At 64.3% G+C, this 13,815-nt stretch carries 19 protein-coding genes; 12 read left to right on the plus strand and 7 right to left on the minus strand.

Features of this window, described 5'->3' with window-relative positions:
* Nucleotides 1-3: 3 nt before the first annotated feature.
* The 6 genes from napF (at nt 4) to AC07NY_RS15620 (ending at nt 5,529) form a co-directional block, all read left to right on the plus strand.
* Entirely contained in the window at nt 4-516 is a 513-nt protein-coding gene (napF, locus tag AC07NY_RS15595) for a ferredoxin-type protein NapF (RefSeq protein ID WP_494584580.1), read from the plus strand.
* On the plus strand, nt 509-796 hold the full coding sequence (locus tag AC07NY_RS15600; protein ID WP_492283984.1) for a chaperone NapD: 288 nt from the start codon (nt 509-511) through the stop codon (nt 794-796). The genes napF and AC07NY_RS15600 overlap by 8 nt, the downstream gene beginning before the upstream one ends.
* On the plus strand, nt 793-3,294 hold the full coding sequence (gene napA / locus AC07NY_RS15605; protein WP_494584581.1) for a periplasmic nitrate reductase subunit alpha: 2,502 nt from the start codon (nt 793-795) through the stop codon (nt 3,292-3,294). The genes AC07NY_RS15600 and napA overlap by 4 nt, the downstream gene beginning before the upstream one ends.
* The gene (locus AC07NY_RS15610; RefSeq protein WP_494584582.1) at nt 3,261-3,764 is read left to right on the plus strand and encodes a nitrate reductase cytochrome c-type subunit; all 504 of its coding nucleotides are present in this window, start codon (nt 3,261-3,263) and stop codon (nt 3,762-3,764) included. The genes napA and AC07NY_RS15610 overlap by 34 nt, the downstream gene beginning before the upstream one ends.
* Nucleotides 3,765-3,776: 12 nt before the next feature.
* Nucleotides 3,777-4,499, plus strand: coding sequence for a cytochrome c3 family protein (locus tag AC07NY_RS15615; RefSeq protein WP_492283981.1), 723 nt, complete (start codon nt 3,777-3,779; stop codon nt 4,497-4,499).
* A gap of 214 nt (nt 4,500-4,713) precedes the next feature.
* Entirely contained in the window at nt 4,714-5,529 is an 816-nt protein-coding gene (locus AC07NY_RS15620; RefSeq protein ID WP_494584583.1) for a transglutaminase-like domain-containing protein, read from the plus strand.
* Nucleotides 5,530-5,561: 32 nt separating this feature from the next.
* Here the strand turns inward: AC07NY_RS15620 and AC07NY_RS15625 are convergent, their stop codons facing one another.
* The 5 genes from AC07NY_RS15625 to AC07NY_RS15645 all read right to left on the minus strand — a co-directional run bounded on the left by AC07NY_RS15625 (nt 5,562) and on the right by AC07NY_RS15645 (nt 7,540).
* Nucleotides 5,562-5,693 (minus strand): hypothetical protein, encoded by a 132-nt coding sequence (locus AC07NY_RS15625; RefSeq protein ID WP_492283979.1) that lies wholly within the window; start codon nt 5,691-5,693, stop codon nt 5,562-5,564.
* Nucleotides 5,694-5,756: 63 nt separating this feature from the next.
* On the minus strand, nt 5,757-6,023 hold the full coding sequence (locus tag AC07NY_RS15630; protein ID WP_494584584.1) for a hypothetical protein: 267 nt from the start codon (nt 6,021-6,023) through the stop codon (nt 5,757-5,759).
* Nucleotides 6,024-6,033: 10 nt separating this feature from the next.
* Nucleotides 6,034-6,246, minus strand: a complete 213-nt coding sequence (locus AC07NY_RS15635; protein WP_494584585.1) for a hypothetical protein — start codon at nt 6,244-6,246, stop codon at nt 6,034-6,036.
* A 24-nt stretch (nt 6,247-6,270) separates the two neighbouring features.
* Entirely contained in the window at nt 6,271-6,534 is a 264-nt protein-coding gene (locus AC07NY_RS15640; protein WP_492283976.1) for a DUF1488 family protein, read from the minus strand.
* Between the two features lie 37 nt (nt 6,535-6,571).
* Nucleotides 6,572-7,540 carry a beta-1,6-N-acetylglucosaminyltransferase gene (locus tag AC07NY_RS15645; RefSeq protein WP_494584587.1) on the minus strand — a complete coding sequence of 323 codons (969 nt, stop codon included), beginning with the start codon at nt 7,538-7,540 and terminating at the stop codon, nt 6,572-6,574.
* Between the two features lie 1,243 nt (nt 7,541-8,783).
* On the opposite strand from AC07NY_RS15645, the gene AC07NY_RS15650 reads away from it, so the two are divergent.
* The 6 genes from AC07NY_RS15650 to AC07NY_RS15675 all read left to right on the plus strand — a co-directional run bounded on the left by AC07NY_RS15650 (nt 8,784) and on the right by AC07NY_RS15675 (nt 12,593).
* Nucleotides 8,784-9,059 (plus strand): ArsR/SmtB family transcription factor, encoded by a 276-nt coding sequence (locus tag AC07NY_RS15650; protein WP_492283974.1) that lies wholly within the window; start codon nt 8,784-8,786, stop codon nt 9,057-9,059.
* A gap of 23 nt (nt 9,060-9,082) precedes the next feature.
* Complete coding sequence (locus AC07NY_RS15655; protein ID WP_494584588.1) at nt 9,083-9,517, plus strand: SRPBCC family protein; 435 nt, start codon at nt 9,083-9,085, stop codon at nt 9,515-9,517.
* An 80-nt stretch (nt 9,518-9,597) separates the two neighbouring features.
* Nucleotides 9,598-10,350, plus strand: coding sequence for a DUF899 domain-containing protein (locus tag AC07NY_RS15660; protein ID WP_494584589.1), 753 nt, complete (start codon nt 9,598-9,600; stop codon nt 10,348-10,350).
* 94 nt (nt 10,351-10,444) lie between these two features.
* Nucleotides 10,445-11,167 carry a DUF1428 domain-containing protein gene (locus AC07NY_RS15665; RefSeq protein WP_492283971.1) on the plus strand — a complete coding sequence of 241 codons (723 nt, stop codon included), beginning with the start codon at nt 10,445-10,447 and terminating at the stop codon, nt 11,165-11,167.
* Nucleotides 11,168-11,268: 101 nt separating this feature from the next.
* Entirely contained in the window at nt 11,269-12,108 is an 840-nt protein-coding gene (locus tag AC07NY_RS15670) for a sulfite exporter TauE/SafE family protein (protein WP_494584590.1), read from the plus strand.
* 11 nt (nt 12,109-12,119) lie between these two features.
* The gene (locus AC07NY_RS15675) at nt 12,120-12,593 is read left to right on the plus strand and encodes a GNAT family N-acetyltransferase (RefSeq protein ID WP_494584591.1); all 474 of its coding nucleotides are present in this window, start codon (nt 12,120-12,122) and stop codon (nt 12,591-12,593) included.
* Nucleotides 12,594-12,670: 77 nt separating this feature from the next.
* Here AC07NY_RS15675 and AC07NY_RS15680 read toward each other — a convergent pair whose 3' ends face one another.
* Both AC07NY_RS15680 and AC07NY_RS15685 read right to left on the minus strand, forming a co-directional pair.
* Nucleotides 12,671-12,871: a DUF1289 domain-containing protein gene (locus tag AC07NY_RS15680; protein WP_494584592.1), complete on the minus strand. Its 201-nt coding sequence runs from the start codon at nt 12,869-12,871 to the stop codon at nt 12,671-12,673.
* Nucleotides 12,868-13,713, minus strand: coding sequence for an adenosylcobinamide-GDP ribazoletransferase (locus AC07NY_RS15685; protein WP_494584593.1), 846 nt, complete (start codon nt 13,711-13,713; stop codon nt 12,868-12,870). The genes AC07NY_RS15680 and AC07NY_RS15685 overlap by 4 nt, the downstream gene beginning before the upstream one ends.
* Between the last annotated feature and the right edge of the window lie 102 nt (nt 13,714-13,815).

The raw sequence follows: 13,815 nt of genomic DNA on the forward strand, positions 1-13,815 counted from the left end.
GGCATGGGCGAGCAAGCTATCGACCTCGGACGGCGCCGTTTTCTGACCGGACGTTCGGCGCAGCCGGATCCGGAGGGCGTGCGGCCGCCATGGTCGCGCAGCGCCTCGATCGCGGCGGCCTGCACGGGCTGCGGCGTCTGCGTGCCGGCCTGTCCGCAGCAGATCATCGCGCTCGATGCGGTCAGCCGGCCGATCCTGAGCTTCGCGGCAAGCGAATGCAGCTTCTGCGGCGCCTGTGCCGAGGCTTGTCCGGAACCGGTCTTCGATCGGCTCTTGCCGGCCTTCGATCATGTCGCTGCGGTCGGTGCCGACTGCTTCGCCAAGCGTGGCATCGTCTGCCAGAGCTGCGGCGATGCCTGTCCGGAGAGCGCGATCCGCTTCCGGGCCCGGCTCGGTGGTCCGGCCCTGCCGGAGATCGCGAGCGATCGCTGCAATGGCTGCGGGGCCTGCATCGCGGCCTGCCCGGCGCAAGCCGTCGCCGTTGGTGCCCGCCCGTCGGAGGCCGCCCATGGCTGAGCGTCCCCGCCCGCGCTTCCATCATATTTCGAGCGCCGTCGTCTCGGCTCTGCCGGCGCGGGTCGAGGCTGTGCTCGCCCGCATCGCAGAGCTTCCCGAGACCGAAATCCACCGGGTCGAGAACGGCAAGATCGTAATCGTGCTGGAAGGCTCGAGCACAGGCGTGATCGGCGACCGGCTGGCCGCCATCAGCCTGATCGACGGCGTGCTCTCGGCCAACATGGTGTTCGAGCAGATCGAAGACCTCGAAACCCTCGACGACCCCGGAGTGATCCCATGACCCTGTCCCGTCGCGAGATGCTGAAGGCGCAGGCGGCCGGCGTCGCCGCGCTCGCCGCCAATATGAGCGTGCCGGCCGGGGCCCAGCCCGTGACCGGCGGCGTCGACAGCCTGCAGATCAAATGGTCGAAGGCGCCGTGCCGCTTCTGCGGCACCGGTTGCGGCGTCATGGTCGGCGTCAAGGAAGGCAAGGTCATCGCCACCCATGGCGACATGAAGGCCGACGTCAATCGCGGCCTGAACTGCATCAAGGGCTATTTCCTCTCCAAGATCATGTACGGCAACGACCGGCTGACCCAGCCGCTGCTGCGCAAGAAGAACGGCGTCTACGCCAAGGACGGCGAGTTCACGCCGGTCTCCTGGGCGGAGGCTTTCGACACCATGGCCGCCAAGGCCAAGGCGACGCTCAAGGCCAAGGGGCCGACCGCGCTCGGCATGTTCGGCTCCGGCCAGTGGACGATCTTCGAGGGCTATGCCGCGACCAAGCTGATGCGGGCGGGCTTCCGCTCCAATAATCTCGACCCGAACGCTCGCCACTGCATGGCGTCCGCGGCCTATGCCTTCATGCGCACCTTCGGCATGGACGAGCCGATGGGCTGCTACGACGATTTCGAGCATGCCGACGCCTTCGTGCTCTGGGGCTCGAACATGGCGGAGATGCACCCGATCCTGTGGACGCGGGTGACGGACCGCCGGCTCGGCCATCCGCATGTGAAGGTCGCGGTGCTCTCGACCTATACGCATCGGAGTTCCGACCTCGCCGACATCCCGATCGTGTTCAAGCCGGGCACGGACCTCGCGATCCTCAACTACATCGCCAACCACATCATCACGACCGGGCGGGTGAACACCGATTTCGTCGGCAAGCACACGACCTTCGTGAAGGGCGCGACCGAGATCGGCTATGGCCTGCGCCCCGACGATCCGCGCGAGCTCAAGGCGCGCAAGGCGGAGGATGTCACCGCGACCACGCCGATCGATTTCGAAGCCTATGCCGCCTTCGTCAAGGACTACACGCTGGAGAAGGTCTCGGCCCTGACCGGGGTCGAGCCCGGCTTCCTGCAGCAGCTCGCCGAGCTCTATGCCGACCCCAAGCGCAAGGTCGTCTCGTTCTGGACGATGGGCTTCAACCAGCATGTGCGCGGCGTCTGGGCGAACCAGCTCGTCTACAACCTGCATCTGCTGACGGGGAAGATCTCGGAGCCGGGAAACAGCCCGTTCTCGCTCACCGGCCAGCCCTCGGCCTGCGGCACGGCGCGCGAGGTCGGCACCTTCGCCCATCGCCTGCCGGCCGACATGACGGTGACCAATCCCGAGCACCGCAAGCATGCCGAGGAGATCTGGCGCATCCCGCACGGGATCATCCCGGAAAAGCCCGGCTACCACGCCGTCGAGCAGGACCGGATGCTCAAGGACGGCAAGCTCAATTTCTACTGGATCCAGGTCAACAACAACCTGCAGGCCTCGCCGAACAACACCAACGAGGCCTATCCGGGTTATCGCAATCCCGAGAATTTCATCGTCGTCTCCGACGCCTATCCGACGGTGACGGCGATGGCGGCCGACCTGATCCTGCCCGCCGCGATGTGGGTTGAGAAGGAGGGCGCCTACGGCAATGCCGAGCGGCGCACCCATGTCTGGCACCAGCTCGTAAATGCGCCGGGCGAGGCGCGCTCCGATCTCTGGCAGCTCATGGAGTTCTCGAAGCGCTTCACCACCGACGAGGTCTGGCCGGCGGAGATCCTCGACGCCAATCCGAATTACAAGGGCAAGACGCTCTTCGACGTGCTCTACCGCAATGGCAATGTCGACAAGTTCGCCGCGAACGAGATCGACCCCGAATATGACAATGTCGAAGCCAAGCATTTCGGCTTCTACGCGCAGAAGGGGCTGTTCGAGGAATATGCCGCCTTCGGCCGCGGCCATGGCCATGACCTCGGACCCTATGACCTTTACCATCAGGTGCGCGGCCTGCGCTGGCCGGTGGTCGACGGCAAGGAGACGCTCTGGCGCTATCGCGAGGGGCTCGACCCCTATGTGAAGCCGGGCAAGGGCGTCGAGTTCTACGGCAACAAGGACGGCAAGGCCCGGATCATCGCCGTGCCCTACGAGCCGCCGGCGGAATCGCCCGACAACGAGTACGATCTCTGGCTGGTCACCGGCCGCGTGCTCGAGCACTGGCATTCCGGCTCGATGACCATGCGCGTGCCTGAGCTCTACAAGGCCTTCCCCGGCGCGCGCTGCTTCATGCATCCGGAGGATGCCCGCAAGCGCGGGCTCAACCAGGGCGCCGAGATCACGGTGGTCTCGCGCCGCGGCGAGATGCGCACCCGCGTCGAGACGCGCGGGCGCAACCGCATGCCGCCCGGCGTGGTCTTCGTGCCCTGGTTCGATGCCAGCCAGCTCATCAACAAGACGACGCTCGACGCCACCGATCCCATCTCCAAGCAGACGGATTTCAAGAAATGCGCGGTCAAGATCGTTCCGGTCTCGGGCTGATGCGCTCGCGGACCTTCCTCGGAGCCGCCCTGGCGGCGGGCCTCGTCCTCGCCTTCGGCGCCGCCGTCTCGCAGGAGGGCGCGCCGGTGAAGATCGTGCCGCGCCTGACCGGCACCGCCAATCCGATGGCGCTCGAACGCGTGCCGGCGCTGGGCCGCCCCGTTGTCGACGACGTCCGGCGCATGCGGAACTATCCCGAGCAGCCGCCGGTGATCCCGCATTCGATCGATGGCTACCAGCTCACGCTCAACACCAATCGCTGCATGGACTGCCACAAGCGCGAGTTCACGGAAGGCTCGGGCGCGCCGATGATCAGCGTGACCCATTTCCAGGACCGTGACGGGCAGGTGCTCTCGGACGTGACGCCGCGGCGCTATTTCTGCACCGCCTGCCATGTCCAGCAGACCGATGTCGCGCCCCTGGTCCCCAACCGGTTCCAGGACGCCAAAGACATCGGGCGGAAGCCATAGCGGGGCGGGATCATGGCCAGGCTCAAATCCCTCGTCCTGTGGTGCTGGGACGTCGTCGTCCGCTTCTGGCGCATCATCAGCCGGCCGAGCGCCTATCTGCCGCTCGGCGTGCTGACGCTCGGCGGCTTCGTCGGCGGCGTGCTGTTCTGGGGCGGCTTCAACACGGCGCTGGAGGTCACCAACACCGAGAAGTTCTGCACCTCCTGTCACGAGATGCGCGACAACGTCTTTCAGGAGCTGCAGTCGACCGTCCACTTCTCCAATCGCTCGGGCGTGCGCGCGACCTGCCCGGACTGCCACGTCCCGCATAACTGGACCGACAAGATCGCCCGCAAGATGCAGGCGTCGAAGGAGGTCTGGGGCAAGATCTTCGGCACGATCTCGACGCGCGAGAAGTTCCTGAACATGCGTCTCGAACTCGCCAAACACGAATGGGCACGCCTGAAGGCAAACGACTCGCTGGAATGCCGGAACTGCCACTCCTCGGTCGCGATGGATTTCACCAAGCAGACGCGACGCGCGGCCGAAATCCATAGCCGCTTCCTGACGACGGGCGAGAAGACCTGCATCGACTGCCACAAAGGCATCGCCCATCTGCTGCCGGACATGACGGGAATCGAGCCGGGCTGGAAGGATGCGCCCGAATTGCAGGGCAAGGGCAGCGCCTCCTGGCACGGGCCGGAGCAGGCAGTGCGCTCTTACTTGGCCGAAATCAACACGCGTCGAAACGACTAAGCGGCGTTGCGATTTCAGCTGATCATCCACTTTGCCGAGGATCAGCACATGGGGCCCGGTCTTGGGTGTGGCGCACACCAGCCCGGCGCGAGTGCGGGTCAGACGTCGTCTAGTCGCGTCGATGGCGCATGCCCGCGATTGCGCGCATAGTGCTCACTGGCATGAGGGGGAAACTCATCACCACCGACGCGGCTTGCCGCGCAGAAAGCATCGCGTGAAACTCCGGATCGGCTACGAGCTCGACTACGACTTTCCACAGCCTACCCCGTTAATCTTGATGCTGAACGTGCATTTCAGCCGGTTCTCGGACCTGGTGACGCCCGACTACATGCGGATTGAGCCGTCGGTACCAATCAGCGCGTACCGCGACGGTTTCGGCAACTGGTGTAGCCGGTTGCTCGCACCGGCAGGAGCAATGCGCATTACCGCCGATGCCCTGATTTCCGACAGCGGCCTGCCAGAAACCACGAACCTCAACGCTGGTCAGATTCCCGTGGACCGCCTGCCGGAGGAGAGCATCGTCTTCCTCTTGGCAAGCCGCTTCTGCGATAGCGACCGCCTGCTCGATCTGGCCTGGCAGCTTTTCGGGCATACGCCACCCGGCGCCCCGCGCGTGCAGGCGATCTGTGATTTTGTGCACCAGCGTATCGCTTTCAACTACAACGATGCCAGCGTTACGCGCACGGCCACCGAGGCGTATCGTGAAGGGCGCGGTGTCTGCCGCGACTATGCCCACCTGGCCATCGCCTTCTGCAGGGCGCTGAACATCCCGGCGCGCTACTGCACCTGCTATCTGGGCGATGTCGGCACGTCGCCACCCTGGCCGCCGGGCGATTTCGCGGCATCCTTCGAGGCTTACCTCGAAGGCGGTTGGCAGATGTTCGACCCTCGCAACAATGTGCCGCGCATCGGCCGCGTATTGATCGCGCGTGGCCGCGACGCAGCCGACGTCGCCATCGCCACGACCTTCGGCCCGAACACGTTGACGGGCTTCAAGGTCTGGACTGACGAAGTCGCTCCGGCAGGATGACGATGGCTTAGGCTCGGTCGTCTAAGGGCAGATCATTTCTTCTTCGGCGCTGCGGCCTTGGTCGCCGTCGCCGCGAGGGTCGATGGCGCCGCTGCGATCACCTTCGGCTTTTCCTTCTTGGGCTTCTTTGCTTCGCGATTGCCGCGCTGTTCGCCTTTGGCCATTTTAGGCTCCTGTCATGAAGGAGAGCGGACTGCTCTCCTCGGTCGTGCGCGATCCCGGGGCGTTCAAGAGCCAAACGGCCTTCTGAGCTTCGGGATGATCCGTTCAAGGTGTTTTCGGTCGCTGCCGCGAGCTCTCCGGCGGGTTGGTGGCGAGTGTTTCCGCTCCAGCGCCTCCTTTTCGAGCCGCAGTGCCTTCAGTCTCGCGGTCTTCGCGTCGCGGGCCTGATTGAGGACCTCCGTCTCGGAGCTGATCCGGTTGCGCACCGAAGATTGCGTCTGCGTTCTCAGAAACGCGTTGTCGGCATCCATCCTCAGCTTCGAATGTTGCATTGTCGAACTCCTAGGTGCGAGCACGGTTTCCGGCGCCCTCAACGACTTCGTGATGAGAGATCACGCGTTCGCGCCCGTCAGGGCCACGCACGCGATACTGCTCCTCCGCGTTGTCGCGCGACGGCATCACGCGCAAGATTTCAAACGGGCCAGGCCTGGGCTGATTGGCAAAGTCGCGCGTCAGGTCGACGACGTCCCCTGCCTTGTAGGTGGCGGCGTTCATGTTGTTGTCTCCCTACGGCCCATGTCAGAAGCCGGCCGCGGTCAGGCGGTGATAGCTGGTCCGATGCCGCGAATAGGCTGTTCGAGCAGCTTGCAGAATTGCTTCGCGGTTTGCGTCGAACACGCCCAGCATCTCGGCCTCGACATCGCCCGATCCAGCGCCGAGCTTGCGCAAAGCGTCGAATTCCACCTGGAAACTCACCTCCAGGGAGGAATCGGAGCCCCAGAAGCTCACGCAGGAGCGCCTTGCATCGAAGAGGCGAACAGGATTGGGAAAGTTCAGATTCAATGTCAGGGTCCTTCCTGTTCGCTTGCCGGGACAGACGTCACGACGCCAGTGCGACCGCAGGTCCTTTGACGGGTACTTCCCGCCGCGACATGTGCTGACTTATCGGCGTCGTCCCAAGCTCGCCGTCGCCGCTGATATCCGCGTCGATCATGTCGAGAATCCTCTCGTCGACCGTGGCGTCGAACTTCCGCGCGAAGAGGCACTCGCTGGCGAGCAGTTCGGGACCGTCCTCAGCCGTGAATGTCCTGGGCCGCAGCTTGATCTCGCCATCGGGTACCCAGTCGATCATCCGCAGATCGTCGCTGACGATCTCGCCATGGGCCCCGGTGTTCATCATCACGGTCTGGAAGAAGCCCTCATCGGCGATAAAGGTGTTCCTGTAGAAGGATTTGTATCGCTCGGACTGGGGATCGTGGCAGACGAACTCGCAGAAGCCTCGGCTGACGATCATCCACTGATTGCCAATGTAGGGCGACGCTTCGGCTAGGAAAGGCCGCGAAAGCCATGTCCTGACGACGCGGTTCGGGAACTCGACGACGTAGCGCCCGATGCGCGTCATCGTCTCTGGACGGACCTTGCGTTGGTCGAGCACCTTGATGAACTCCTTGCCGCGATGGCGGGACAGGAAATCGGCAATGTAGCTCTGGCTCTTCAGCGGATAATCCTGGCCGCTGAGATTGACGAAGAACTCCCAGTTTCTGTCCATCCGCAGCAGTTGCGCCATGCCTCGCAGTTGCGCATCGACAAGGCTATAGCCACCCCAGACCGCATTCTTGCCCGGCAACACCTCGCTATTGGGGTAGTCAGCGAGGAACGTACGAATGTCGGAAGCGATTTCCGAGCCGGAGCTTTTGTCGACATGGACGAGGTACTGGTTGGCAGGATCGTAAATCGATTTGAACAGGCGCTTGAACTGTTCGGGGTAGCGGTGGACCAAAATGAAATAAGCAATCAACGCGCTGATCCTTGTGAAATCCTTGAAATTCGTATTGGCGAGCGAAACCAAAATGCCGAATTATGGGACATCAAGAACAGTATTGCGGTGAAGCTCAAATAGCCGCTGAATGCGCCGCGTGCGTCGTAAATCAACGCCTAGGATAATCGCGAATTTTTCAGGCAAATTGCCAATTTTCTCAAGCCGACCGAGCCGGAATCGATCAACCGCTAAGCGGTACATTCTCGGCGATCAAGATTCTCAACATGGGGACGAAATCGTTATTTGTAAGCCTGCCACGAAAATAAATGTAAAACCCGCCGCGGTACTTCTGGGCAGGACTTTTCCGAACTCGGGGGCTCGTTCCGGCTGGCTCGCCCGATCCGAGGCAACGTCCGTGACCTGATCCCGCGGAATTGGCGAAGAACGTCGATGAGGCCAGTTGACTGAGCTCCGATCAAGACCCGAAGTGGATCAAGGATGAAAGGGATGATCTGCCGGTTGCGATGGCATTGGAAATACAGGAGATCTGATCTTGGCCGGGATCTCGACTGCGCTCCAGCGAGCCAGCTATTGGCTTCAGATACGGCCGTTGCTGCGGGACGGCGCCGGGCACCCACTGTTGGACGGATTGAGGTGGGCTATAGCGCCGGGCTCGACGCTGGCATTGGAAATGCCGCAGACATTCCATGATCCACACTTTCGGGCCGCCCACGCTGCAAAATTTTCAGCGGTCACGATGGAGGTCACAGCTTCGGGTTTCGAGGCTGTGACGTTGGCGAGCCGAAGTATCAAATATTAAGTCCGTCGCTTGGGAAGCGGCGGACCTCTGACTTCTGTCAGGACTAGGCGGATCCGGCCATCGCCGGGAATTTGGCTTTGCCCTCCTGTCGGTTGCGGCCGGTACATCCGCGGCAACGCATCCAACTGGAGAGCAGGCAGGCATCCGAGGATCCCACACTGACAACGAGCACTCCGGAAGGGGGCGTGATGAGCCACGACGATCGTAGGGCTCGAATTATTCGACGAAAGGAGTGCCTGCAGTCTTGCTCTAGCGCCATAGTGAATCCACCGCCCGCGCGGCGTGAATCCACAGGAGTTCCACGTTGGACAGATACCGGCGCGCAGCAAAGGTATTGCGGTCGTTTTCATAAACGGCGGCAAACTTCGGTTTTCCCTACAGGCGCGTCAGGGTGGAATTGTTCCGCCTTGACAGGCGTCGTCGCCGATGCTTACACTTAACTCAATGGTTAAGTTTCAAGATGGACAGCTCGACCGGACCTTCTCCGCCTTGGCGGACCCGACGCGGAGGGCCTTGCTCGCGCGTCTGGAGCGGGAGGACGGGCTGTCGGTCAGCGAGCTGGCGAAACCCTTTCCGGTCTCGCTTCCAGCCATCATGAAGCATCTCGACGTCCTCTCGGATGCCGGTTTGCTGACGCGGACCAAGGCGGGACGCACCGTGTCCTGCCACCTGAATGCGGAGCCGATGGAGGAGGCGATGGGCTGGCTGGCACGTTATCAGCGGTTCTGGACCGAGCGGCTCGACGCGCTGGAGGCGTTGCTCGAGGCGCGGCGCAAGGGCGAAGGCTAGAAGGCGGGATAGGGAAGAGGCACATGCATCAGCCGGTGACACCCAGCCTCACGATGAAGCGCCGCCTCAATGCGTCGCCGGCCGAGGTCTACGAGGCCTGGACCAACCCGGAATTGCTGGTCCGCTGGTTCGGCCCGGAGAATGTCGTGGCACAGGAGGCGGAGATCGATCCGCGTGTCGATGGCGCCTACCGGGTCGTCATGATCGAGAATACCGGCGAGCGCCATGAGGTGCTCGGCCGCTATCTGGAGGTGGTGGAGAACGAGCGTCTTGTCTTCAGCTGGTCCTGGATCACGACGCCGGAGCGTGTCTCGCGCGTCACCGTCACGCTCAAGCCGGATGGCGAGGGCACGATCCTGACGCTGCTGCACGAGAAGCTCGCCGACGATGCCGCCGTCCGCGGCCACACCCATGGCTGGACGGGCACCATGGTCAAGCTCGAGGCTTATTTCGCCTGAGCGACCGCGCGCCGCGGCAAGATCCGCGCCGCGCCGAAGCCGCCGGCTCCGCGCCGGCGGACATTGGAGGAGAGGAGACGATGGAACACAGGATCGTATCCCGTGAGGAGTGGCTTGCCGCGCGCAAGCTCCACCTCGCCAACGAGAAGGAGCTGACCCGCCGGCGTGATGCTCTTTCGGCGGAGCGGCGCGCGTTGCCCTGGGTCAGGGTCGAGAAAGGCTACATGTTCGAAGGCTGGGACGGCGCGCTGTCGCTGGGCGATCTCTTCGCCGGCAACAGCCAATTGATCATCTATCACTTCATGTTCGGACCCGGCGCGCGCGAGGGCTGCCCGAGCTGCTCGTTCCTCGCCGATCATTTCGATGGCGCCAACCGGCATCTCAGGCATCACGATGTCAGCCTCGTCGTGGCCTCGCGGGCGCCCTATGCCGAATTCCAGAATTTCCGGCACCGCATGGGCTGGGATTTCCCCTGGGTGTCCTCGGCCAACAGCGACTTCAACTACGACTTCCACGTCTCGCCGAGCCCGGAGGAGCGGGCGGCCGGCCGCTACGAATACAATTATGCGATGCATGACGGGCAGGGCGGCGAGATGCCTGGCTTCAGCGTCTTCTATCGCAACGACGCGGGCGAGATCTTCCACACCTACTCGACCTATGCCCGCGGCGGCGACCTCCTGATCGGCGCCCATAACTTCCTCGACATGACCCCGAAGGGGCGCAACGAGATCGGGATCATGGATTGGGTCCGCCACCACGACCGCTACCCGAGCAAGCCGCTCGGCGCGGCGAGCTTCCAGCCCGAACTCGCGGTGAGTTCCTGCTGCGATTGAACGTGATTTTATGAACCCTTTCCGGGTCTATCGCGTTGATATCAACATTTAACGAGGCGACTGCGCATGGCAGTCGCGAACAGGGAGAAGCACAATGGCCTATGTCGATGGTTTCGTCGTCGCGGTGCCCGCCGCGAACAAGGAAGAGTACCTCAAGATGGCGGCCGATGCGGCGCCGCTGTTCCGGGAATTCGGCGTCAGGCGCCATGTCGAGGCCTGGGGCGACGACGTCCCGGACGGCAAGGTGACCGATTTCAAGGGAGCGGTGAAGGCGACGCCGGACGAGGTCGTGGTCTTCTCCTGGTTCGAATATCCCGACCGGGCGACGCGCGACGCCGCCAACCAGAAGATCATGAACGACCCGCGCATGAAGCAATGGGGCGAGACCATGCCCTTCGACGGCAAGCGCATGATCTATGGCGGCTTCGCCTCGATCCTCGACGAAGGCGAGGGCGGTGCGATGGGCTATCTCGACGGCGTCCTCGTCGCCGTGCCGGACGAGCGCAAGGCGGATTACCGCGATTTCTCGGCCAACCATGCGGCCTTGTTCAAGGAATACGGCGCTCGCCGGGTCGTCGATGCCTGGGGTGACGATGTGCCCGACGGCAAGGTCACCGACTTCAAGGGCGCGGTGAAGGCCGAAACCGGCGAGACGGTGGTGTTCAGCTGGGTCGAGTGGCCGTCCCGGGAGGTGCGCGCCGCCGCCTGGGGCAAGATGATGGAAGACCCGCGCATGGCGGCGCTTGAAATGCCCTTCGACGGCAAGCGCGTCGTCTATGGCGGCTTCGCGCCGATCCTGGACACCGCGCGCGGCTGAGGCGGGCGGCTCCCATACACGCAACGGCCATGCGGGGGCGGCATCTTGCCCCCGCCGGCCAAATGGCCGAGAGATCGGGTTGCTTCACCGGATCTCTCGTCATGTTTGCTGGCATTCCCCTCGGCGATCTCGCCTTTCTCGCCGTCTCGCTCGTGCTGGCAGGTGCCGTCACCGGGCTTCTGGCCGGCGTCTTCGGCGTCGGCGGCGGTGCGGTCATCGTGCCCGTGCTCTACGAGATCTTCCGCGTCATCGGCGTGGCGGAGGAGGTGCGTATGCCGCTCAGCGTCGGCACCTCGCTTGCGATCATCATCCCGACCTCGATCCGCTCCTTCAATGCCCACCGGGCCAAAGGTCTGGTCGATCTCTCCATTCTCAAGGTCTGGGCGGTGCCGGTGATCGTCGGCGTGCTCGCCGGCAGCTGGATCGCCCGCTTCGCGCCCGCCGATCTCTTCAAGATCGTCTTCGTCGCGGTGGCGACGATCTCGGCGTTGCGCCTGCTCTTCGCCGCCGATCGCTGGAAATTCGGCGAGGACATGCCTGGCAAGCCGTTGATGGTCGCCTATGGCGGCCTCATCGGCGTGCTCTCGGCCCTGATGGGTATCGGCGGCGGCCAGCTCTCCAGCCTGTTCATGACCTTCTACGGCCGCCCGATCCATCAGGCGGTCGCGACATCATCGGGCTTGGGCGTCCTGATCTCGATCCCGGGCGCGCTCGGCTTCATCTATGCCGGCTGGCCGCAGATGGCGTTGGGCACGTTGCCGCCGCTCTCGCTCGGCTATGTCTCGCTGATCGGCATGATCCTGTTCATTCCGACCTCGATCTGGACCGCCCCGATCGGCGCGCGGCTGGCGCATCAGCTCTCGAAGCGGCGCCTAGAAGTGGCGTTCGGCATCTTCCTGCTTTTCGTTGCCGGCCGCTTCATCTGGTCGCTCATCCACTGAGGCGGATGGCGATGGGCGAGACCGTGATCAGGCTGCTCCAGACCGCAGATCATCAGTCGCTGGCAGCGCTGATGATCGAGATGCAAGGGCATTACAGCGTGCCGTGCCCGCCGGTGCAGGACATCCTCGCCGGGCTCGCGGCTTTGCCGGCCGGGGTCGATATCCTCGTCGCCGTGAAAGCGGAGGCGGTGTTGGGCTTCGCCTCCGCCTGCAATCTCTATCCGGGGCCCGGCCTGAAGACGGGCTTTTTCCTCAAGGAGATTTATGTCGCCGATGTCGCGCGGGGCGCCGGCCTTGGCCGCAAGCTGATGACGGCGCTGGCTGAGCTGGCCCTGGAACGCGGGCACCGCCGCATCGACTGGACGGCCGATGTCGACGACGCGGCGCTGCTGCGCTTCTATGACAGCCTCGGTGCCGCGGCCTATCCGAAGAAGGTGTTCTATCGCCTGACCGGCGATGCGTTGACCGGTCTGACAAAATCCTAGCCGTCATTCTCGGGCGAAGCGCAGCTTCGACCCGAGAATCTCATGACGAGAAAGCGCTGGTTTCCGAGATGCTCGGGTCAAGCCCGAGCATGACGTGGCGGTTCGGGCGGCTTCCCGGCCAATCGCTTCGGTAGCACCGCCATGATCTCCAGCCGTTCCGCCTCGCTCAATCGACCCCATTGCGCGATCTCCGTCAGCTTCCGGCCGCAGCCCTCGCAGAGTTTGCTCACGGGATCGATCACGCAGACCTTGATGCAGGGCGTCGAGGCGGCGTTCATCGCCCGGCCCAACCCAGTGCCAGCGCGACGCCGAGATAGATCGCGATCTCGGCGAGTTGCTGGGCTGCGCCGAGGATGTCGCCGGTCTGCCCGCCGATCAGGCGCCGCGCCATCCGCGACAGCACCGCTGCCGCGCCATGCGCCAGCGCGAAGCCGAGGAGCAGACCGGTAATCGGCAGTTGCGCCGCCAATCCAATTCCGGTTGCCAGGAAAAGGCTGAAGCCCAGCGCGATCCGCGCCGTCAGCACCGTCGGCTGGCCGACGGCCGCCGCCGCACCGGTGCTGCGCGCCGCCGGCTGGGTCGCCAGCATGAAGAGCGCCTCGGCGCGCGACCAGGGCGCCGCGACGAGCACCGCGGCTGCCGCAGCCCAGGCACCGGAGCGGTCGAGGATCATGGCGATCAGGCTCGCCCGCAGCAGCAGCGCCAGCGCCAGCGCCAGCGCGCCATAGGAGCCGATGCGGCTGTCCTTCATGATCTCCAGCCGCCGCTCGACCGTATGCCCGCCGAACAGCCCGTCGGCGGTGTCGGCCAGGCCGTCCTCATGGAAGGCACCGGTCGTCAGCGCCATCGTGGTCAGCGCAAGCGCCGCGACGACGAACCCGCTGAGGCCCGCCAACCCGGCCCCCAGCGCGACGAGCGCGGCCGGCGCGGCGATGACCAGCGCGGCGAAGGGCAGGGCGCGCGGCACCTCCCGGAAATCCGGGACGCCATGGCCATCGCTTTCGCCGGGCAATAGCGGCACCGGCAGGCGCGACCAGAAGCGCAGGCAGATCGCGGTCGCGATTCCCCAGCCCGGCCAGTCGGGCGGGCGCGTCTCGCTCGTGGTTTCCGCCTCTGCCATGCCTGCCGCGTCGTCTCGCTCGATTGTCTTCACGCTCCCGACCCTATAGCAGCAGCGCAGACTTTGCCGCCACGCTCTCGCGCCGGCCGCAGCCCCCTTGCC

Source organism: Allobosea sp. GW821-FHT09G06, from assembly GCF_059416005.1.

What these genes read in the sequence shown, in the direction of transcription:
- napF (WP_494584580.1), top strand. Translation starts at nt 4, where the DNA reads ATGGGCGAGCAAGCTATCGACCTCGGACGGCGCCGTTTTCTGACCGGA.
- AC07NY_RS15600 (WP_492283984.1), top strand. Translation starts at nt 509, where the DNA reads ATGGCTGAGCGTCCCCGCCCGCGCTTCCATCATATTTCGAGCGCCGTC.
- napA (WP_494584581.1), top strand. Translation starts at nt 793, where the DNA reads ATGACCCTGTCCCGTCGCGAGATGCTGAAGGCGCAGGCGGCCGGCGTC.
- AC07NY_RS15610 (WP_494584582.1), top strand. Translation starts at nt 3,261, where the DNA reads ATGCGCGGTCAAGATCGTTCCGGTCTCGGGCTGATGCGCTCGCGGACC.
- AC07NY_RS15615 (WP_492283981.1), top strand. Translation starts at nt 3,777, where the DNA reads ATGGCCAGGCTCAAATCCCTCGTCCTGTGGTGCTGGGACGTCGTCGTC.
- AC07NY_RS15625 (WP_492283979.1), bottom strand. Translation starts at nt 5,693, where the DNA reads ATGGCCAAAGGCGAACAGCGCGGCAATCGCGAAGCAAAGAAGCCCAAG.
- AC07NY_RS15630 (WP_494584584.1), bottom strand. Translation starts at nt 6,023, where the DNA reads ATGCAACATTCGAAGCTGAGGATGGATGCCGACAACGCGTTTCTGAGA.
- AC07NY_RS15635 (WP_494584585.1), bottom strand. Translation starts at nt 6,246, where the DNA reads ATGAACGCCGCCACCTACAAGGCAGGGGACGTCGTCGACCTGACGCGC.
- AC07NY_RS15655 (WP_494584588.1), top strand. Translation starts at nt 9,083, where the DNA reads ATGCATCAGCCGGTGACACCCAGCCTCACGATGAAGCGCCGCCTCAAT.
- AC07NY_RS15660 (WP_494584589.1), top strand. Translation starts at nt 9,598, where the DNA reads ATGGAACACAGGATCGTATCCCGTGAGGAGTGGCTTGCCGCGCGCAAG.
- AC07NY_RS15665 (WP_492283971.1), top strand. Translation starts at nt 10,445, where the DNA reads ATGGCCTATGTCGATGGTTTCGTCGTCGCGGTGCCCGCCGCGAACAAG.
- AC07NY_RS15670 (WP_494584590.1), top strand. Translation starts at nt 11,269, where the DNA reads ATGTTTGCTGGCATTCCCCTCGGCGATCTCGCCTTTCTCGCCGTCTCG.
- AC07NY_RS15675 (WP_494584591.1), top strand. Translation starts at nt 12,120, where the DNA reads ATGGGCGAGACCGTGATCAGGCTGCTCCAGACCGCAGATCATCAGTCG.
- AC07NY_RS15680 (WP_494584592.1), bottom strand. Translation starts at nt 12,871, where the DNA reads ATGAACGCCGCCTCGACGCCCTGCATCAAGGTCTGCGTGATCGATCCC.
- AC07NY_RS15685 (WP_494584593.1), bottom strand. Translation starts at nt 13,713, where the DNA reads ATGGCAGAGGCGGAAACCACGAGCGAGACGCGCCCGCCCGACTGGCCG.